Origin of the sequence: Salipaludibacillus keqinensis (genome assembly GCF_003226325.1) — a bacterium.
Classification (GTDB): Bacteria; Bacillota; Bacilli; order Bacillales; family Salisediminibacteriaceae; genus Salipaludibacillus; species Salipaludibacillus keqinensis.
Genome location: NZ_PDOD01000001.1, coordinates 1,051,547 through 1,072,685, shown reverse-complemented (window position 1 = coordinate 1,072,685; position 21,139 = coordinate 1,051,547). Strand labels below are relative to the sequence as shown.

Below are 21,139 nucleotides of genomic sequence, written 5' to 3'. Positions count from 1 at the left end.
ACATTTTCCGAAGGTAAGGGCTGCTCGCTATTTATGAAATAACCGCCTTCATCGCTTTTTTCACCTCGCCGCAACGCCCTGGTGAAGGGAAAAGCTTGCCGGCATTCAATAGATTGTCCGGATTAAAGACCTCTCTTACTTCCGTTTGAGCATTAATTTCACTATCGCTAAAAACAAAACGCATTTCTTCTATTTTTTCGATCCCGACACCGTGCTCTCCAGTGATCGTTCCCCCCACATCTGCGCAGACTTTCAAGCAAGCGCTGCCTGCTTCAAGTGCTTTCTCCGTATCCCCCGGCTTATTGGCGTCAAAAAGGACTAAAGGATGAAGATTCCCATCTCCCGCGTGAAAAATATTCGCAATTCGGAGACCGCTCTCTTCACTGATTTGGTTGATTCTCGATAATACTTCAGGTAATCGACTTCTTGGGATGACACCATCTTGCACTAAATAGTCTGGTGAAATGGCTCCCATGGCGCCAAACCCTGTTTTTCGGTTCGCCCACCATCTAGCTCTTTCTTGTTCGCTTTCAGCTACTTTTACTTCGCGGACATTTCTACTCGTGCATACGTTAAGAATGTCTGTGATCTGTTCTTCTATTCCAGCGGAAATGCCATCTACCTCAATGAGTAAAACAGCTTCAATATCCTTTGGATGACCGACTGGGAAGGCAGCTGCTTCCACGGCTTCAATGGCTGTTTTATCCATCATTTCCATCGCGGCCGGGACAATCCCTGTAGAAATAATGTCCGACACCGCCCGACTGCCATCCTCAACATCATCGAAGTAAGCAAGGACTGTCTGTTTTTCCTCGGGATTTTTCAAAATGCGTACGGTAATTTTCGTGACAATTCCTAACGTTCCCTCTGACCCTGTGATGAGACCGATTAAATCATAGCCTGGGGTGTCAGGAATGCCATCGTTGCCAAGGTGAATAATCTCGCCATTGGGTAGCACGACTTCCAAACCTAATATGTGGTTGGTAGTTACCCCATATTTGAGACAGTGCGCTCCGCCTGCATTTTCTGCCACATTTCCACCGATCGTACAGGCGTACTGACTGGATGGATCTGGCGCATAATAATAACCTTTATCAGAGATGGAGTTTGTTAGTTTAAGATTTATATAACCTGGCTCCACGACTGCCCGCCTATTCTCCACATCTAGACTGATCAATTTTTTCATTCTAACAAGGCTAATAATGACTTCGTTATTGAGGGGAGTCGCTCCTCCACTCAAGCCTGTACCGGCGCCCCGGGCAAGAAATGGCAGTTGATGCTTCGCACAATATTGGACGATTTTGGCTACTTCTTCTGTGTTTTTTGGAAAAACGACAGCTCTTGGCAAATGCTTATGAATCGTAAATCCATCACAGTCATAGGCTAATAAATCCTCTTTATGGTACAAAATGGCATTGGGTCCGGTGAGCAGACGAGCTAACTTGTTAATATGTTTATCGTTTGTTTTCAATTTTTTAACCATCTGGCACTCCCCTTTCCTTTTGCTCATCATCTTGTTTATAAGCCCAGTCAAGAACTTGAACAGTATGAACGATTTTTTGATTCCGTCCATATTTTTCAACACCCATCGCCATTTGCAGCATGCAACCTGGGTTCCCCATGGAGATCATTTCAACATCTTCAGGCACGTTTTCCATTTTGCTTTCCAGGACAGCGCCTGCCATCTCCGGGTTCGTAATGTTATAAATCCCAGCACTCCCACAACATCGATCTGCATTTGGCATGTGGACCATTTCTACGCCAGGAATATTAATAAGGAGATCCCGTGGCTCCTCTCGAACATTTTGGCCATGGGCTAAATGACAAGCATCATGATACGTGATTCTTTTGTTCAATGGCGTTGAAGGTGTTTCATAGCCTGTATCATAAAGGTATTTAGAAATATCTTGAACTTTCTTGGAAAACTGTTCTGCTTTTTCTTGCCACTCTGGTTCTTCACGAAACAACTCAGGATAATCTTGCAACATACATCCACACCCAGCAGAGTTTACGACTACCGTGTCTGCGTCTTTAAAAGCTTCAATATTTTGTTTAGCAAGCTTTCTTCCTGTCTCACGGTTACCGGCATGAACATGTAATGCTCCGCAACACGTTTGATTTTTCGGTATGGTCACATCGCTTCCATTCCGTGTTAATACGTTGATCGTTGATTCATTGATGTCACTGAACATCACATCCATGATACAACCAGTTAAAAAGGCCACCTCTTGTTTCGATTCGTTTTTCGCTTTAATAACCTCTTGATTTTTATATTTTTTCCGAGCTGGAGGGTTTACCTTTGGCATGACCGCTTCCATGTCCACTAAGTGTTGCGGCATGACCTTCATCAACCCTGTTTTCCGAACGGCCTTCTGCATGCCACTCTTTTGATAAATCCCCAATAAGCTGCCCAGCTTGTTTAACCGGTTGTGGTAAGGAAAGAGCCCTTCCAGAAAGACTTTACTGACCATTCCTTTCCATCCACTTAGCGGCATCGCTTGGCGAATTTGTCCTCGCGCTTCTTCGATAAGTCCGCCTACTTGCACATCTGCTGGACAAGCTGTTTCACAGGCTCGGCAGTCTAAGCAAGTAAAGACGGGATCCATGAACCGTTCATTCACTTCCAATTTCCCTTCAGCAACGGATTTGATCAAATGGACTCGTCCTCGGGGAGAGTGTTGCTCCTGTCCGGTAATTTCGTAGGTCGGGCAAGCTTCTAAGCACAATCCACAATGAACACAATCTGCCCATTTCTCCTCATCAGGATGTTCCTTCCACTTGTAGTTCGTTAAACTCTTCGTCGTGCAGGTAGGGTCTTTGATCATTTCTTTTAAACTCACGTTATATTCCTCCTACAAAACGAGTGTTGTTGAGGGTTCTTTTTGGATCAATTTGTTTTTTGATCCCGTCCAACAGGTAAAAGTAAGGAGGGTTTTCTCCCCAAACATTTATTTCTTGGCGAAGTTTGTATGGTAGATGTTTAATAACCGCGTGTCCGCCGTATTTTTCAGCCACACCTCTCAAATGATGAATGGCTGAAACGACATCTGACTTCGCTCCCTTTACATGAATTTGACAAATACCGTGTCCCAGTCCGCCATGTGCTTCTACGTCTAAATTATGTGAATCTCTTAATCTATTGCTTTCTTTAATCACTTCGAGAACGTCTAAATTTTTTACTGATACTTTGATCGAAGCAACGGTTTCATCACCTGTATTGGAGACAGCTCCGTTAGGTCCAATCGTATAAAAACGATTCCAAAAGTGTTCCATATTTTCTTGTTTGAGAACATTCATGGTGGTTTGAGCAGGCTTTAATTTTTTCAAAAAGTCTTCTTGATAAGCAACAGAGCTTTCAACATCTTCAAAACTCATCGCTAATGTGTACTTTGGGATCTGCGTTAGTTTTTCAGATAATGATGGAGCTAACAATTCAAGAGAAGTGGGCTCCAATTGTGTATCTAAGAGACTGACGACAAACGATCGAATGGTTTCTAAATCGTCGTTCTCGACGGTCAATAAAACAAGCGTTTCATCTTTAGGCAAGGGACGAAGTTTCATCGTGATTTCAGCGATCACCCCAAGAGTTCCCATTGAACCAACAAAAAGTTTGTTCATATCATAGCCTGCCACGTTTTTAACGACCTTGCCCCCGGAACGGATAATCGATCCATCTGGATAGACCGTCTTCAGACCAATGACGACATCTCTCGCTGAACCATAGCCGAGACGCTTCGCACTGCTGTCATTTGCAGCTATGATTCCGCCGATCGTCGCATGATCTGGCCATGCTGCATCTAGTGACACCTTTTGCTTATGGTCTTTTAGGTAATGTTGTAATTGGTTGAATACCGTGCCGGCCTTTACCGTTAACGTCATGTTCCCAACGGTATGTTCGATGATTCCTGAATAATTTTCTAGCGACAGTAAAATATCGGCGGGTTTGTCCAGTCCACCAAATCCTCTTTTTGTTCCACTTCCGACCACCGTTACTTTTCTGTCATGGTCATTGGCATACTTGACAACGTTTACAATTTCGTCCAGTGAACTGGGATAGACAGTTACCTTTCCACCATTTCCTAAAGGATGATCTGCACTGTCATTTACTTTTATTTTATTTTCAGGTAAAAAGGAGGCAAATTCAGCTATAAGAGTTGAACTAATCAAGTGAACACCTCTTTCGTTTCTTATTAGGAAACCACGTTTCTTAAATAGGCCAAAAAAAACTTTTAAGCAACCTCACTTATGCTTAAGTTTTCTTAGCTGTCTAATTTCGTTGTCTTAACTCCCACAATCTCCCTTTTTGGGATGTGAATTACCTTTATTAAAGCATGAATTGGCATTCATTTCAATAATTTTCTGAAAATATCAACTTTTATCTTATTTTTACACACCCGTATAACCTAGCCGACGGGATATTTTATTACAGCGATCAATAAGGATCGTCTTGATTTCTTCTAATCGTGGCTCGGTTAATCTCGTCGATGGTCCAGATATACTGACTCCGGCCGTGATGTCCCCTCTATGATCAAAAATCGGTGCAGCAATGCAAGTGATCCCTACTTCATTTTCTTCAATTTCAACTCCAAAGCCTTGAGTTCTTATTTTCTGCAATTCCTGAAGTAACTTCTCTTTATCTGTAATTGTATTATCAGTATGTTTCGGTAAGCCATTTTTCTCAAGTATGGTAGCTGCTTCTTGGTCGTCCATATGAGCAATCAACACTTTTCCCACACTAGTTGCGTGAAATGACACTCTTTTACCTACTTTGGAATGGGTACGTAGCGTTTCGTTCCCTTCTAATTTTTCAATGTAATAGGCTTCACCTTGATCATAGACGACCAAATGAATTACTTCATTCGTCAGCGTCTCTAACTCTTTAAGAAAGGGCTTAGCTTGAGGACGCAAATCAATTGATTCTAGCAAAATCGAACTTAATTCAATGTACTTATATCCCAGTCTATATTTCTTAGTCTCTTCGTCCTGCTCGATATAACCATGATCCATAAGCGTTCTCAGCAATTTGAAAATAGAGCTTTTGTTCAACTCAATTTTTTCTGCAATTTCCGTGACTCCAAGCCCGTCTTTTTTCTGACTGACTAACGTAATGATCCTTAATGCCCTGTCGACTGATTTAACCATGTTCATCCCCCACTATGCGTCCGTTTGTATAATTGTGAATTATAACATATTTTGTTGCCATGGGGACGGTTCTTCTCGCCGCACCCTCGCCAAAGGTCGCCAAGGTGACGGTTCTTGCGGTTCAACCTTTTAGGCCTAGAAATTTCTTGTGAGATCTTTTCAATCAGTAAAATCGTTGAATTGTGTTATCCTCGGACCTTGCAGTTGACCAAAAGAACCGTCCCCTCGGTCATGGACCAGAAGAACCGTCCCTCTGGTCAGTCTTCCCGGTTAATAAACTCCATTAATCGTTCTTGGTATTCGGTGGTTGAGGTGGAGTAGGATTTGACGTGACCTGCTTCTGGGACTAGCCACAAGGTTTTGTCACCGCCCGCTGCCTCATAAATTTCTTCGGTCATCGATGTGGGAACAAGCTCATCTGCTTCTCCATGAATGAGAAGTAACGGGAGCGTATTTTTCGCAACCTGGTCAATGACAGAAGCTTCACCAAATGTGAAACCGGACCTGATTTTAGTCATTCCACTCGTCACTGGGATCATCGGAAACGGTGGCAGATTGTACAAATTCTCTAGTTGATAAGAAAGAATATCTTCTGCTGACGTGTAGCCACTATCTGCAATGACGCCTTTCACTTGCGGTGGCAGCTCTTCCCCACTCGTCATGAGTACGGTCGCTGCGCCCATAGAATGCCCATGGAGAAAAATTGAGCTACTGCCTGTTTTCTCAATCAAAACATTGATCCAGTCAAGGTAATCCAAACGATCATGCCAACCGAAACTGACGTAATCCCCTTCACTTTCCCCGTGGCCCCGAGAGTCAGGAATTAAGATATCAAACCCTTGATCGTAATAAAATTGCACATAATCTCCCATGTCTGCCCGCTGACTTCGAAAGCCATGGGCAAGGATCACCGCTTGATCTGTGCTTTCTTCATTGGCGAGAAAATCGGCTTCCAAAGTGAGACCATCGTATGACGTCAAGGTCATGGTTTCAAATGATTGATTCTCATACCACTCCGCTGCTTCGTCGATGATTTGCTCATTTTCTGCTGTCACCATTGCAGGTATGGCTATCTCTTCTCTATGCAGTTCCACTTCTCTTCCCCGTTCAACCGCTTCTCCATAAAAGAAATCAGCTGCAAACGTAAAGGCAACCACAAGAAGACTAGCTGTAACTCCAAGAACCGTCTTTAATTTTTTCATTTCTATCTCCCCGTTCATTTAACTGGTGCAGGTAAGCTGAATCATTTCACAGTTATGTTTTCCTACTAAAATTCTACCATAAGTCGCTTTTGGCCACAGAAAAAAAGACTTCCATGCAAAGACCATTCGGTTAGGGGAGATCATAAAAAGGAGTTATCAAGTGTTTTAAAGTTATTTCGGCTTGTGATTAATGTGGGGAAAAAAATAACATTTGAGCATTTCTTCTTCTGTTTTTCGTCAAAACACCAATTGCTGCAATTGGATAAACTGTGACAAACGAATAATTACAATTCTTTGAGATCGGTGAGAAGTTCAGGCAATCCATCATCGAAAAGATGTTCCGCTCCATCGATTATTCGAATTTTTGCCAGTGGAAGTTTTTCCTTATAGTGTTCAACGTGTGCAAACGGCACTATGTCTTCATTTTGGCTATGATAAAGGAAAATCTGTGGTATGTGTGGGAGTTTTGCAGCGAAATCATCTTGCAACCTAAAATCCTCCTTACGCCAATCATCGTCCACTCCCCAGTATGGGGAAGCAATCATAAACAAAGCGGAAATGGGTTGTTCGCATGGTCCCTCTGAAAGGTATTTCAACAAAACCGAACCGCCCAAAGAATGGCCGATAAGAATGATCTCATCCTCAAATGAAGCCAATTCTTTTTCAAGTTGAGCTTTCCAAAGCGCGTATGTTGGGTTCTCTGGATCAGGCATCTTTGGAGCTAGTAATGCGTATTCCTCACCCAGGTTTTTTTGTAAACAGACCTTCAGCCCACTACTACCTTGGTTAAGGTCTTGGGGTCCCGCACTATGAATGAATAAAATCCGTTTCCTCATGTTCTAACTCCCCCTTGTATTGATTACCGTAAAAAAGTCATCTTATCAGATCACTTTTTATCCATGACTGCAAAGTAATTTTCTTCATGATCAGCAAAGTTAAAAACCCTACCAGAAGGCATCTTAACGATTTCACCTACCTTGACATGTTGATTTTTCAAATCGGTATATAATTCGTCAAAGCTGTCTGAGAAAAACATTAGCGAAGGTGTACCGAGGTTCAATTCTGGAGCCATTTTAGCAATCAACTCCTTATTGTGAAGAATGATAGTTGTTTCTGCCCCTTTTGTTGGTGCCATTTCAATCCATCTCATTTCACCGTTAGTGTCATCTGCAATGACATTAAAGCCGACTTTTTCAGTCCAAAAACTCACGGCTTCATCTTGGTTATTTACATACACCATAATTTGCCCAACTTTACTAATCATTTTTTTCCCACTCCTTTGTGTGAGTATTTACTACCCTACATTTTTAAAAAGGTTGTTACTCGAGTTTATTTTTAAAATATTCTAATAATTATAGCAAAATTCCTGATCCCAGAAATAGGAAATCAGGAATAAGATTGAATTATTGATAAAATCTGTCTCTTACTTTTTTAGAACTTCCTTAATTACCTCACCCAATTTTTGAGCTCCTTCGTCTATTTCCTTTGGATTGGCGTAACTAAAGGATAGGCGGAGGTACTCTTTTCCTTCATGTGAATGTAAGAAGAAGTATTCGCCGGGGACATAGGAGACGCCTTTAGAGAGAGCCTCCGTTAACATGTCGGTCGTGTCCACTCCTGCAATATGGACCCATACGAAATAACCGCCACCGGGGACGTACCAGGAAACCTGTTTAGGAAGGTATTGCTCCAGTGCTGAAATTAACGCCTCACATTTCGTTTCGTACGTGTCTCGTAAAGTGTTGAGTCGTTTCGCCATCTCCGTTTTTTCTAAAAACGTCGCCATCGTCGCTTGCCCAAAGGGATGGCCCAAATCCTTCTTAAACCAGTCCAAAGCCTTAATAAATTCAGGCGCGGCCGCTACCCAGCCAATTCGCATGCCAGTTGCGACCACTTTAGATAGAGAACCAACATAAAGAACCCGGTCTTCACGATCCATCGCTTTTAAGGGGACAGACGGTTGATCGAAGTATAATTCTCTGTAGGCATCATCCTCTAAAACGAGAAAATCGTACTCAGAAGCAAGCCTCAACACACGCTTCCGACGCTCCGTGGTCATGGTGGTCCCTGTTGGATTTTGAAATGTAGGGATGGTATATAACAAACGAGGAAAAGGTAGCCCTTTATTTTTCCGATCCTCAAGGACCTCTTCTAAAACGCTTGTTTGTAGGCCGTGCTCATCGATGGGAATACTAATAAATTGGTCTGTATAGTTTTGAAAAATTTCTAGTGCTTCCATGTACGTTGGTGATTCAATGGCAACAACTGTGTTCTCGTCAATGAGGACACGAGCAATCAGATCTATGGCCTGACAAGCGCCAGATGTGATTAACAGTTCATCTTCCGCCACATGAATGTCGTGTCCTTTTATCATGTCTTGAATCTGTCCTGTTAGTTTTTCCACCTTAGGGCTACCGATGTAATGCAACGGTAAATCGCCCTCTTCATCAAGTAAGCTGGCTACTGCATCCTTTAGTTGATCCACTGGGACAAGAGAAGGTGCTGGAAACCCAGAGCTTAATCGAATACACTGTTCTGGCAGCGTTGGCATCCACGAACCCGGTGGATCGTTTTTCAGTGCGTCTTTTATGTTTTTAGAAAAAAAAGATTCTGCATTCACTTCTATCAATCACCTTTCCATACGTATGTTGGGGTGGGAGTTCACTATCGTTTCTTTAACATGACGAGCCACATAAATGTGAGGGATTGTTTCAATTCCCTTGATAATTGAGCGACCATGCTGTCGGTGACTCCTCGTTTGAAGACGCCTTGCCCGTCGATGACTTCCCAACCGTTTTCTTGGGCTAATTGTTCCAGTTCCCACGGCATCAGCGTATTGCAAACGACAGTTTTACCGTAAAGGCGGTTATAACTGTTCGCTCGTGGCGCTGCTGTTGGCCCGAGGATTCCTACGCACAATAAATGATCTTTTTTTAATACGCGGTGCATCTCCTTCAAGGCTTGGAGCGGATGTTCTGTCCACTCGATCGCATTAATGGACATTAATCCGGAGAAGGTTTCTTCTTCAAAGGGGAGTTTTGTAAGGTCTCCTTGGACAAATGTGATTCGGTTGTTTCTCTCTTCTCGTTTCGCTTTCTCAATCATTTCTTCCGATAAGTCTATCCCCGTCACGCGAAAACCTGCCTGAGCTAATTTATACGTGCCATACCCATCGCCACAACCTAAATCGGCTATGAAACTACCTTTCGGGAAGTGCTTTTGGATAAATGGAACAATGGACTTTCGGCTACCCGTTTCCCACATGTCTTTACTGCTCTGATTCCAAAAGTCCGCCTTATCATCCCACAAACTCTTCGCTTCCTTATGCCAATCAAAATGACTCATTCTCACACTACCTTCCGTGACCTGGGGGGTGACCAGAGGGACGGTTCTCCTGGCTAGCCCTGGTTAATCCCAGTTTAATTGTTCCTTAAAAGTGACGATTAGATGAGATCCGAGAACCAATCATCTTGTACTATAAGGAATGTCTTCACTGCTTGTTATGTCTCACTCAACCACTAGAACCGTCCCTGTGGTTAAGAAGGTCTGTGTCTATTTTAACATTGTATAGGAACGAATTGAACGAATGTGAGATCGTTGGAATAAAGCTCACTATTTTTAAACGGGTTTTTCTTATGAAAAACATAAAAACCCGAATAATGAGGCACTTTTTTAAGTGTCCATTATTCGGGTTTCAGTTCAAAATCTCCTAGCTCTTTTTTAGCTAAAGAGGCTTTGGAAACAACTCCTTGAAACTGTGAATATATATATTATTCTACTTCTTCTTCTTCAAAAGGTTTAAAGCTTTGAACCTCCAGTGTATCCCAGAAACTTGTATCAGCTTCATTAATTGAGCGATCAGCTATTGCATCGATAGCAGCTTCCATGGATACGACACCTTGTTGAATTAAATAACCGTTGCTTTTTTGACCGAGAATAGTGGTAGCACTTGGATGGTCTGACATCCCTCTCATTTCAAATAATAAAGTAGCAATACCATATTCGTAGGCTAATCCGTTTCGGGCTATTGTATTTGCAGTACCGCCATTATATTTTCCAAGAAGACCAAACCCACGGTCTTCAACAGCATCATACATGATTTTCCCTAATTGCTTAGACATCTCAGTAACTCCCGGGTCTACTCCAGGGTTTGTTGGATACAGAATTGATCCGGATACTAATTGATCATCAATGGCTGATCGGGCTCCCTGGTGATGGAAATCTACGAGATAATCAATATCGTACGCTCTTAAAACATTGTGATGCAACGCGTAAGTTTCCGGTTGTTCCAGGGTACTATGATCCCGGTTTAAATCTACTCCCACAGCATTTGCACGCGTTGATTGTCCTCCTGCTAAATGATTAGAGATATCAAAGTCTACGTCCCCTACAGCACCGTCTGGATTTAAGCGAGGGACAAAAAAGACATTGACTTGATCGGCCAGTTCACGATTATGCCGATTATTATTTGACAAACCTTTAATTACATTTAGTGCCGCCTCGGTAACTAATTGTTCATTTCCATGTTGCTGTGTCAGGAAAAGGATCGTGGGATTGTCTGGATTATTTCCAAACTTAACAAGCGGTAAATCCCTCCCTTTTACTGATTGTCCAATGATTTCTAATTCAATATTCTCAGAACGGCTAGCAGCACGTTCCACTTCTTTTATTAAATCTTCATTGCTCGTTAGTCTTTCATTCTTAATTGTTTCATTCCCATTATAATTAGGCCCTTGCCCAACAGCCCCTACCGGCAAAACGAAAGTCGAAAAGGTAAGTATAAAGATTAAAGTTGACAGAATAATTTTCTTCAATTACCATCAATCCCCTCTTTTTTTTATAAAACGACTAACACAAAAAAATTTCCCTCCTTTTCAAATATTTTGACTAATCTATATCTCATAGTCTAGGTGTACCTTAATGGTATCGATAATATAGTTCGATAGAAACCCACCGAACGTTTGGAATTTCTGAATTTTCAGAATAGGTATTTTTTATCAAATTAAGTATATTATATATATTTTTAGCATGTTTAAAGTCATAGAAAGAGACACAATTAACCGTTCTTTCCTACTGCTTATTTTCTAAACAAATTGGGTAATTGTTCCACAAGCCCTTTCTTCTCTTATTTGTCCGTAAGCCGTGTTAGTATTTGTCATACGAGGAAAATACTCTTCTTACTCTCTTTTTTATAGGTAATTTACATCGAATAAAAATGTCTGATTTTGAATAAATATGTATTCTAACCAGGGGGACGGTTCTTCCGGTTTATGCATTTTTCACTAGGCGAAGTTTCTGTTTTTAACCACTAGAACCGTCCCTGCGGTTTATCATACAAAAAACAACCATTGGACTTAATACTCTCAATGGCTGCTTATCTAAAGTTTTTTCTTCAAAGTGTTGATCAATTATTTCAATGGGCATGCGAACAAATTCGAAATGAGAATTCTATCTACTTTCGCCTTCAAGTTCCTTTCTTTTATCCACTTTTTTTGAAAGCCATAATTCTTTTTATTTGGCTTTTATCTTTCAAGCTTCGAAATCCTCCTAACATAGGCCAGCGATTTAGTTCGAAAATATAGAGAGAACCATCCTTTTGCAATCCTATATCGACACCAAAGATCTTTTGATTTGGAAAAGATCGTCCTAATGTCTCCGCTGCTAGGTGAGCTATCTTCTTTACTTCTTTCTCATCAAAGGGGATTTTCTTTCTCGCTTCTTCTACTGGTATGATAACCCCATGTCGATGTCTGTTTGTTACCTTATAGCCCTTACCTGCTCTTCTGATAATCACCCCATTTACCACCCAAGGAAGGTTCCTCTTCTTTCGTTGAACGATAATTCTAAAATCAAATCGTTTTCCATCAATTCTTGCAAGATCCACTTCTTGTTGAATAATAAAATTTCTTTTACTCGTTACCCTTTTCAAATAGTTACTAACGCTTTTTCTTTTTTTAAATGTTTTACGTTTCTTATTAATATAGACTACGTATTTGGAGCCAACTTTTTTCACAAAATATACTTTTTGTCCTTGTTTTCCATTGTTTGGTTTAACGACTACTGAATGATAGTTTCTTAACATAGTTACAAAGTTATTTTCACTCCACATCATTGTGTGAGGAAGAGCCGGTTCAAGAGATTTATTTTGTTTCAATGCTAAATACATTTTATATTTATTTCTTCCTCTTAATCGCACTGCCATTCTTAACATCCTCCTTTTTTTTAGTAATGAAAATATAATAAATGATATTAAAGGAACCTACTTCCTTCTTTTATACCTGCTAATCCTTTTCTGCTGGAGTCTAGAGAAACCTTTTAACAACGGGCTGCGATTGATCTCAAATATGTGAAGAGATCCATCTTCTTTTATTCCTATATCGATGCCAAAAAGACGCTTATTGGAATAATAAGGTCCTAACGTTTTTGATGCTAGGGTGGAGAGTTCCTTGATGTGTCCTAGTAAATTCTTCTTTATATGTTTAGGAATATTACACCTGTTCATTGCTGCCTTAAAGGTTAGAATAGTCCCTCCTTTACTGGCATTAGTTACCTTCCTACCTTCTTTGGCAACTCTTATTTTATAAGCCGTTGCTGTCCAAGGAGAAGACAATGACTTTCTTTGAATAATGACCCGAATATCAAAAGGTCTTCCATCTATTTTTGCCATTTTTATATGTTTTTGAATAATATAGGTGACCTGCCCTATCTTACCTTGCATAAATTTATAGACTTCTTCTCTATTTAAGAAAGAGTATTTCCTCTCATATATTTGAGTTTCATAGCCTTCTTCCTTTTCACATATAAAGTATATATTCTTCGCTTTTAACCCTTTATTTGGCTTCACTACAATTGATTTGTAACTCGATAGCATCGTATAAAAGTTTATTTTCGACCATAACTTTGTATCAACAAGATACTTGCTAAGTTTCTTGTTTTTTTTCATGGCAAGATACATTTTCCATTTGTTTCTACCATTTATTTTCATTCTATCCCCCTCCCTCCCAACGTTGTTATGATTACGGTTCTCGTTTACTAGTTTATTCTTGAAGGTGGAATTAGGAAGGGCATATTATGGAGGGGAAGAATGTAATTTACTAAATACTATGGATTTATATCAAATAAAGGCTGGCGAAATAGGGTTCATCCCCCCTATTTCGCCAGCCTTAGCATCAAATTATACTTTTGAGTTATATAATATCTTGAAAGAATTGTAGTTTTTCAGACCTTTCTTTTTCTTCACTTCCACCGAGTGCACTTTAGAAGAAGAACTTCCTCTATGCAATGCTTTTATGACGTGATCCACGTCCTCATTTTCACCTTGGATTTCAGCTTCTACTGTTCCATCATTCACATTACGAACCCATCCGACAATACTATATTTTCTGGCTACTTTTTTTGTGTATTTCCGAAAGCCGACGCCTTGAACTTTTCCCTTCACTTTAATAAAATAGCGTACCATTTATAACCTCCTTGGAAGTATGTGTGAAATCCACTTCCATGTGAACATCGCTTACCTACGCAGGTTACTAGAAAAGTCATGTAGTGCAAGAACCTAGATATCTAGCGTGAGGTTTCATTTAAATTCACTCTTTTTTTATGAAGGCAATTACTTCTGTGAAATCAAAAATTAATTCATAACTTCTATACTGTTTTTCTTACGTCTGCATTTCAATATAATAGTTTTTGCTAGTCAGTCCTTCTTTCCTAATCTTATCCTATTCCATTCATACACCAATTGTTTAGACTTTTCTCTTTTAAATAAGTCCTTTCGTGAGTTTTCTTATGGGGTTAGACCAGGGGGACGGTTCTTCTGGCTAGCCTTAGTAACTTCAATCCCTATAAGCTAAGATTAGATTGGCTACGAAACCCCCCCTTTCTTCTTAAAGAGAGTGGTTCGTGGCTTAGGTGAAACTGGAAATGGTTATGATTTTTGAGTTAGTATCTCTATCAGAGTCCTTATTAATAAAACTCATTTTATACATTTTTAGATGTATTACCTATTCTCAGCCACGAGAACCGTCCCTACGGAAAAAGCGATCCACCTATGAAGGTGAATCGCTCTGAGAATTTATCGGTTTCCTTTGCTATTTCCTTTTGTTTTTTCTTCTTCATTGTAATTAAAGGCCTGATCTACTGATTCATAAGCATCCACATAACCTGCGCCTACTTCCCATGATGCTCGATCTTCCATTGGTGTAGCAGTCTCTTGCAATATCTTTTTCACCTCTCCTGGTGACAGATTTGGATTACTCTCCAACATTAATGCTACAACCCCTGCAACATGAGGTGTTGCCATTGAAGTCCCACTCATCGTGGTATAGTAAGGCAAGTGGCCAGGATCGATGAATTCTGCATCATCTTGAACTGCTAGAGCAGACAATGGCGCAATTACTCTTGTAGAAATAATATCAACACCTGGAGCAGTGATCGTAGGTTCATCTTTCCATTCCCACTCTTCACCATCCATTTCAAACGTTCCACCTTTTCCATCAGTACCTCTGGATGAAAAGTCAGCGAGTGTTCCATCTTTATTGCCTGCTGCAACTGAGATAACCCAAGGTGCTTTAGCATAAGGATTATGCGTATTTTCTTCTGGCCCGCTGTTTCCAGCTGCAAATAAACTAACAATTCCGCGGTCATATGCTTTTTTACTCGCTATATTAATTGGATGGAAAGGGTCGAAATCTCCAGAACCACCCCATGAATTAGTCACCACACGGATATCATAACGCTGCTGATTTGTAATCGCATAGTCAAATCCACCAATACCATCTAAAACTAGAATGGCAGCGCCAGAACCATAACCAATCAAATCTGCACCTGGTGCTACTCCTTCGTATTTCCCAGAAGATTTTGCACCTGTTCCACCGACTGTTCCGGCTACGTGCGTCCCGTGACCTGAATTGGTGTCCGTATTCACTACGTTTTCAATATAGGTTACTGGAAAAATTCCATTATCTAAGCTGCTAAGATTCGTTGAAGCTAACACATTTTGTACGAGATTGTTCCCAAATTTATGATCACCATGTGTACCATCGACACCACTGTCATTGACAACCACGCCAACACCACTTCCTGAAACCGGAAGTCCACCATTCTTTTGACGCATCTCTTCATCCGTTCTCACTTCGTCTACTCTTGTTAAGTCAGTAGAATCTGCATTAAAATATTCTAATTCTTCGTTTAAGTAAATCGATAATACTTCATCAAGTTCTGATAGTGCTTCAACTTGACCTTTCGTTGCTACCAAACCAGCCATAGGAAGACTTTCAAATGTAGCAATTTTTGATAGTCCTAAGTCCTCTAATAAGGACAATTCCGTGGCATCTACCCCCTCGTCACCATGAAATGTGACAATCACTTCTGCAACTTCTCCGCCTTCCAAAACCTGAAGGAGGTTAGAATCAATCACGGTATCAAGTTCTAGATCAAGATTAAGATTACCTGTTAATGCTTGACTTGACATTCCCGTTGGTAAAAGTAAAACTAGCATCAACATAAAAGAAATAACTAATTTAATTGATGAATTCATGTTAACCTCTCCTTTTTATTGAATTCTGAATAACTAAAGTATGAACTTTTAGAATATTCTTTACAATTACTCGAACGACGTATTTATTTCAGTTTATCTACTACTTTTAGTCTATACGCTCCTGCGAAAAAAGAGGTGTACAAAAGGGTCAATTTCCCTCTCATACACCCCAAATCTATGAAAAATGAAACAATAAATGACTAATCTAACTGATCTCGATGGCACCTCAATCATTGAGTCTAACAAGCTTATGCTGGATAGCATAAATCACAGCTTGGGAACGGCTTTTCACTGCTAACTTCTTGAATATCTTACTCACATGAATTTTAACTGTTTTATCACTAATAAATAATTCTTTTGCAATTTCTTTATTGCTTAACCCCTTAACTAAACAAATCAGAACATCTTTTTCTCGATCAGTCAGTTCATCCTCTTCTTTTTTACCATCAGGCTGTTGGTGGAGGTCTAACAACTTTTTTGTCATAGAAGAATGTATCACCGCTTCACCTAACATGAGCGAACGAGCGGCATCTACTACTTGCTCGGATGGAGCATCCTTTAATAAATACCCATCAGCTCCGCCTTTTATTGCCGACATAAAATATTCATCATGTTTGTACATGGTTAATATTAATACTTTCACATGAGGATATAGTCTTTTTACTTCCTTTGTCATTTCAACTCCATCAAGCTTAGGAAGGTTGATATCCATGATAATAAGGTCTGGGAATTCTTCTCCATTTTCCAAGGTCGTAAGCGCCTCTTCGCCTGATTCTGCCTCTGAGACAACTGAAAGATCCTCCTCCATGGAAAAAATAGTTTTCAGACCGTCTCTTAATATAGCATGATCATCAACGATCATTATCTTTATCACTCTCTTTGCCCCTTTCTGAATAAACAGGCGTCACTAATAAAATATTTGTCCCTTTGCCTACAAAACTATTAATTTCAAGCTTAGCATCCAGTTTACTCGCTTCCTCATTCATATTTAAAATCCCAAAGTGATTCCCTTTCTGAGCCTTTAACAAGGCCTCATTTAAACGAAAACCACTACCATTATCCTTTATGTTCATAACAACTCTCTCATTTTGATAATCCAATATAGTCGTGATTTTAGATGCAGAGGCATGTTTTAAAGCATTTTGTATACTTTCTTTAAAAATATGAAAAGTCATTTTTTCAATTTCAGGCGAAAGGGTTTGATGATTTCCTCGTTCCATTAGATGAATATGAACATTTTCATGAGTCTCGTTTAATCGATTGACTTCTTCAGCTATCGCTTGCGGTAAACCATGCTTTTCCGTAGGATAAGGGCGCAACGCAAAAATTGATTCGCGAATTTCTTTTAAACTACCTCTTAATTCAGGTAAAACTTTTCTCAAAATCTCAAAAGCTTGTTGAGGACGATCCATTGAATGACGATTAGCCACTTCCAATTTCATGACAGTCCCTGCAACGGATTGAGCAATTCCATCATGAATCTCACGTGCAATCCGGTTTCTTTCTTCAAGAATCATTCGTCTCTCACGCTCAGACATAAGAGTTCTTCCTTTAATTAGAACCTCAATTTGATTTCCTAGGGCATTGATCATTTCATTTTCCTCAGGCCTCGTCTGTTGTGGACGCATTCTTCCTATAATCATTAGACCCTTAAATTCCTCATCTACAATTAACGGACAATAAATGCCGCACTTAATACTCGCTAAAAAACTTTTCTGATAGAAAGATTCAGCTTTTGCTAAAGGGGAAACCGTTATCAAATGCCCCCCAGATTCATTGATTATTTTATCGAGTTCCATGTTTTCTATAAGGTGGGAAACAGCCCCATGACTAAATTGACAATCCCAGTCTCCATCCTCTTTGATCCATATACTAAAGGCATCATAATCAAAGAGCTTTGGTAAGTTCTTCTCCAAGCCTTTAAGCCAATCTCTTTCTGATATCCTTGGATTTAAATCTTTCTTTATTGAAATCAAGCCTTGCAGTCGCTTTTTTTCTATTCTTAATTTAAAATGACTTGCACCAATCAATGATAAAGCAACCAAGGGTGAAAAGAAAAAGAAAAAAGAAAAGATATCAACTTCTCCCCTATTTTCTGTTCCTAATACAAAGAAAAGCGTTAAATAAATAGCCGACAACATCATCCCTATAAATTCAACAGCCACTCTCTGTTTCCATTCTACTAATGTATAAGGTTGAGGACGAATCCATAAGACAATATCTACAAAGAGCTCATTAAATATGTAGAAAAGTACCGTAAAAATAATTGCATAAGTTACTCTTTCGGAAACCGACACTGTCTCATTTATGAACAAAGTATAAATGAATATAAGAATACCTTTTGCAGCTAAAAAACTTAAAATCAATTGAGCAGAGTTAAAAAAGGCGACCCTGGTCGGTCTTCGCTGAACAAAATTAATCGTAAGTACAACTAAGCTATATACAATTAATGTTAACGATAATCCAAATAGAAAATCAAATGTAAATACTATTGGAAAGCCAAGTGTAGTAGAACCTTTCCCAATGGGGATTGAAAAAAACTCCGTTACTACTAAAAATAATATGAGAAGAAATAAAATTGAATAAGAAGATGGCCATTCAATATATGGTAACGACAATATAATAGCAATGAATCCGATCACAGTAATCAAAAGCATATATCGTTGGGCGATTCTTTCCCTTGCTGATGTTTTAAAGCGCTCCATAGTTTACTCCTTCAGAGGGACGGTTCCTTCGGTTGCTCTCAGTTAAATCATTCCATATAATCCTATAATTAGATGAGCTACGAGAACATCCACCTTTTGTCTTAAAGAAAGTGCTTCATTGATTATCTTATCTCAACCACAAGAACCGTCCCTGCGGTTTAACAACTCTCTTAAAACAAAGTTTTCCCGATAGATCCATCGATTTTGCTTAAATTGCTGCAGAGATTTTTCGTTGGCTTCAATGGCCTCATTAATGGGTAGCCAGTGAGGAGTGAATTCTTGGTCTGCCTCATAGTCATCTAATTGTTGGGCCACCTGTTCTTCGTCGGTCAATTCACAAAGATAATAGTGCGAATTCATTTGGAAATACGCTTGGTTATCGTACTCATCCTTACGTCTTTCCTTCACTACTCCTAATTTTTCATTGACTGTGCAATTCTTGTAACCTGACTCTTCTGCAACTTCACGGACCAAGCCATCTATGTGACTCTCATTCTTTTCCACCCCACCACCTGGAAACTTATAGTCCCCCATGTTCGATTGAATGAGAAGAATGTGATCATTTTGCACAATCACAGCCCTTACCGCTTCTCTGTAGTTTATTTTATTTTCGTTTTCGTTGTTGAGCTTCGTACCTAGTAGTTTGTTGAAGATCATTGGGTCACCTCGTAGTTTAGTAAAATTTGTTTTTTACCACGGGGACGGTTCTTTCGGTTGACTCCAGTTCCATCAAACCATTTAACTTTTGGTTAGATGAAATGAAAGAAAAACCATGGGTTTAGCCACGAGAACCGTCCCTCCGGTTGTAATACCGGTCATCTAGGTCGAGGGAACCGATGTGATCTGCTTCGCCTTTGCTTACGAGTAAGTCCAAGTAAAAGCATACAGGCACATAGATTTTCGGTCTTTTGGAGAAAGAATATCTATCTGCAGGAGCTTGGTTGTTTTTAATGAGCAATTCACAAATAATTCTTGCGCTCTTCACTCCTTGGCTTAAATACTCAAGCACGGCGTCCCTGTATTCATATGCCAGGACATAAGCTTGCAAATCTTTCTCTTCTTTCGGTGCTGGCATTTCCTCTTCACTAAATAGATTTAAAGGATCTGGCTCCTGCGCTTCGTAAACTGATTCCATGACAGGGGTCTTTCTTTCAGGTTCATGTTGTTGATCATCTCTTCTTGGACCTGCATTTAAAGACAACACGCTCTGTTTAAGTCTTTTAATTTGTCGATCTAACAACGGAACGTTTGCATCAAAGTGCTGTTGCATATCATTTGGATAAGGATAATCTTCGGGAATATAGGGAACCTCATCTTCTAGACGCCAGTCATTATGTAGTTTTACGAGGAGCTCATCCATTTCATAATCAATCTGTTGAAAACCATTTTTGATGTCCTTCACGATCTCTGCTGGTAACCCCGTATGTTCTTCAAAATGATTGATTCCAAAAGTTCGGATTTCATTGGAACCAATATGTTTGACAATATATTGATATCGAAGCGGTCGTCCGCACTCACATGGTGTGTCTGGATTCACCGTTCCATTGTCTATATAATCAATTAACACCCATCCATCTAATAAATGTTCGATATCTTCACTTTCAGTGTCCTGTGGAAGAACGATTCCTTTATCTTTAGCCATGTGATTGGCAAACGTTGTTTTCTTCCCACGCCTCACATGATTTTGTATGAAATCTTTTTGTTCTTGTGTGAGAGTCTTCATTCGTTCGTCTCTCTCTTCCTTTGTCAGTATCTCCGGCACCTTACTTCACCCCTTCAACTATGGGATATTATAACATTTTCTAAGCACCAGGGGGGTTCTTCTGGTTAACCTAAATTCCCTTCCTTCTATATAAACTCAAAAATAGTGCCTGACCCCCGCCACGCTAAAGTTATACCGCATTGGGGGTCAGGCACCCCATACCCAGCAGCAAGAACCGTCCCTGCGGCTGTCGCTGGCATGCACATTGAGTGTTACTTGCACATACTTTAGTTTAAAATGTGCCTGCTATCTTAACTGGAGGTTTAACTATGTTTTCCAAAAACAAACTCTCTGTCACGTTTATCCCCCCTGCCACTTTCTGTAACCCTGTCCTCCAGCGAAAATACACGTTAACTCACTCTGATGAGACAGGCGAGTTATTTTTGAGTGTGGGACTAACCTTCGACAACAATGCCATTGACATGACCATGCGTGATGAGGTCATCGCTGAGTGGAAACAAGACAGGAACGGACTTATGATATTGAAGGGTTGTGCCTTCGTAGACGCAGGCATGTTCGATGAACAGACAGCAAGCATCAGATATACCATATTCAAAAGGGAAATGGCCTTGGCATTAATGGGAATGATCAACGGCGACTCTGCCTTTTTCCCCTGCCATCCTACCCTCCTTGACTCTCCGATCTTCATACAATACGTATCTATCTTCCCACAATTTCACCATGTTTCTTACGAAGGTACGCCGAGGGATTTCTTAGTTTAGTATAAATGATAGAAGTGATTTTGTAGAATGTGTAGACCGTAATCTAAAGTAGTCTGTCCACAGCATAAAAAACA

The 21,139-nt window shown here is 40.1% G+C and carries 19 protein-coding genes; 1 reads left to right on the top strand and 18 read right to left on the bottom strand.

Annotation, left to right across the window (positions count from 1 at the left end):
- Positions 1 to 31: 31 nt before the first annotated feature.
- From CR194_RS05450 to CR194_RS05365, 18 genes are all read right to left on the bottom strand, one after another.
- Positions 32 to 1,483, bottom strand: coding sequence for an FAD-binding oxidoreductase (locus CR194_RS05450; protein WP_110608593.1), 1,452 nt, complete (start codon positions 1,481 to 1,483; stop codon positions 32 to 34).
- The gene (locus CR194_RS05445; RefSeq protein ID WP_408640735.1) at positions 1,476 to 2,825 is read right to left on the bottom strand and encodes a (Fe-S)-binding protein; all 1,350 of its coding nucleotides are present in this window, start codon (positions 2,823 to 2,825) and stop codon (positions 1,476 to 1,478) included. The genes CR194_RS05450 and CR194_RS05445 overlap by 8 nt, the downstream gene beginning before the upstream one ends.
- A 16-nt stretch (positions 2,826 to 2,841) precedes the next feature.
- A complete protein-coding gene (locus CR194_RS05440) occupies positions 2,842 to 4,167 on the bottom strand; it encodes an FAD-binding oxidoreductase (protein WP_110608591.1) in 1,326 nt (441 codons plus the stop codon).
- Positions 4,168 to 4,386: 219 nt separating this feature from the next.
- Positions 4,387 to 5,142: an IclR family transcriptional regulator gene (locus CR194_RS05435; RefSeq protein ID WP_199228123.1), complete on the bottom strand. Its 756-nt coding sequence runs from the start codon at positions 5,140 to 5,142 to the stop codon at positions 4,387 to 4,389.
- 257 nt (positions 5,143 to 5,399) lie between these two features.
- The gene (locus CR194_RS05430) at positions 5,400 to 6,344 is read right to left on the bottom strand and encodes an alpha/beta hydrolase (protein WP_110608589.1); all 945 of its coding nucleotides are present in this window, start codon (positions 6,342 to 6,344) and stop codon (positions 5,400 to 5,402) included.
- A gap of 284 nt (positions 6,345 to 6,628) precedes the next feature.
- On the bottom strand, positions 6,629 to 7,180 hold the full coding sequence (locus tag CR194_RS05425; protein ID WP_110608588.1) for an alpha/beta hydrolase: 552 nt from the start codon (positions 7,178 to 7,180) through the stop codon (positions 6,629 to 6,631).
- A 50-nt stretch (positions 7,181 to 7,230) separates the two neighbouring features.
- The gene (locus CR194_RS05420; RefSeq protein ID WP_110608587.1) at positions 7,231 to 7,608 is read right to left on the bottom strand and encodes a VOC family protein; all 378 of its coding nucleotides are present in this window, start codon (positions 7,606 to 7,608) and stop codon (positions 7,231 to 7,233) included.
- 159 nt (positions 7,609 to 7,767) lie between these two features.
- Complete coding sequence (locus CR194_RS05415) at positions 7,768 to 8,964, bottom strand: aminotransferase-like domain-containing protein (RefSeq protein ID WP_110608586.1); 1,197 nt, start codon at positions 8,962 to 8,964, stop codon at positions 7,768 to 7,770.
- Between the two features lie 44 nt (positions 8,965 to 9,008).
- Positions 9,009 to 9,689, bottom strand: a complete 681-nt coding sequence (locus CR194_RS05410) for a class I SAM-dependent methyltransferase (protein ID WP_110608585.1) — start codon at positions 9,687 to 9,689, stop codon at positions 9,009 to 9,011.
- A 425-nt stretch (positions 9,690 to 10,114) separates the two neighbouring features.
- Positions 10,115 to 11,158 carry a M14 family zinc carboxypeptidase gene (locus tag CR194_RS05405; RefSeq protein ID WP_110608584.1) on the bottom strand — a complete coding sequence of 348 codons (1,044 nt, stop codon included), beginning with the start codon at positions 11,156 to 11,158 and terminating at the stop codon, positions 10,115 to 10,117.
- Positions 11,159 to 11,823: 665 nt separating this feature from the next.
- The gene (locus CR194_RS05400; RefSeq protein ID WP_158282176.1) at positions 11,824 to 12,546 is read right to left on the bottom strand and encodes a YheC/YheD family protein; all 723 of its coding nucleotides are present in this window, start codon (positions 12,544 to 12,546) and stop codon (positions 11,824 to 11,826) included.
- Positions 12,547 to 12,603: 57 nt separating this feature from the next.
- The gene (locus CR194_RS05395; RefSeq protein ID WP_110608582.1) at positions 12,604 to 13,329 is read right to left on the bottom strand and encodes a YheC/YheD family protein; all 726 of its coding nucleotides are present in this window, start codon (positions 13,327 to 13,329) and stop codon (positions 12,604 to 12,606) included.
- A gap of 189 nt (positions 13,330 to 13,518) precedes the next feature.
- Entirely contained in the window at positions 13,519 to 13,803 is a 285-nt protein-coding gene (locus CR194_RS05390; protein WP_110608581.1) for an acylphosphatase, read from the bottom strand.
- A 609-nt stretch (positions 13,804 to 14,412) separates the two neighbouring features.
- The gene (locus CR194_RS05385; protein ID WP_233254238.1) at positions 14,413 to 15,876 is read right to left on the bottom strand and encodes a S8 family peptidase; all 1,464 of its coding nucleotides are present in this window, start codon (positions 15,874 to 15,876) and stop codon (positions 14,413 to 14,415) included.
- 226 nt (positions 15,877 to 16,102) lie between these two features.
- Positions 16,103 to 16,750: a response regulator gene (locus CR194_RS05380; RefSeq protein WP_110608580.1), complete on the bottom strand. Its 648-nt coding sequence runs from the start codon at positions 16,748 to 16,750 to the stop codon at positions 16,103 to 16,105.
- The gene (locus tag CR194_RS05375) at positions 16,728 to 18,581 is read right to left on the bottom strand and encodes a sensor histidine kinase (RefSeq protein ID WP_110608579.1); all 1,854 of its coding nucleotides are present in this window, start codon (positions 18,579 to 18,581) and stop codon (positions 16,728 to 16,730) included. The genes CR194_RS05380 and CR194_RS05375 overlap by 23 nt, the downstream gene beginning before the upstream one ends.
- Before the next feature lie 132 nt (positions 18,582 to 18,713).
- Positions 18,714 to 19,238: an NUDIX hydrolase gene (locus CR194_RS05370; RefSeq protein WP_110608578.1), complete on the bottom strand. Its 525-nt coding sequence runs from the start codon at positions 19,236 to 19,238 to the stop codon at positions 18,714 to 18,716.
- Between the two features lie 121 nt (positions 19,239 to 19,359).
- Complete coding sequence (locus tag CR194_RS05365; RefSeq protein ID WP_233254237.1) at positions 19,360 to 20,343, bottom strand: DUF3895 domain-containing protein; 984 nt, start codon at positions 20,341 to 20,343, stop codon at positions 19,360 to 19,362.
- 269 nt (positions 20,344 to 20,612) lie between these two features.
- Here CR194_RS05365 and CR194_RS05360 point away from each other — a divergent pair, with 269 nt between their 5' ends.
- Entirely contained in the window at positions 20,613 to 21,065 is a 453-nt protein-coding gene (locus CR194_RS05360; RefSeq protein ID WP_110608577.1) for a staygreen family protein, read from the top strand.
- The last annotated feature ends 74 nt before the right edge of the window (positions 21,066 to 21,139 follow it).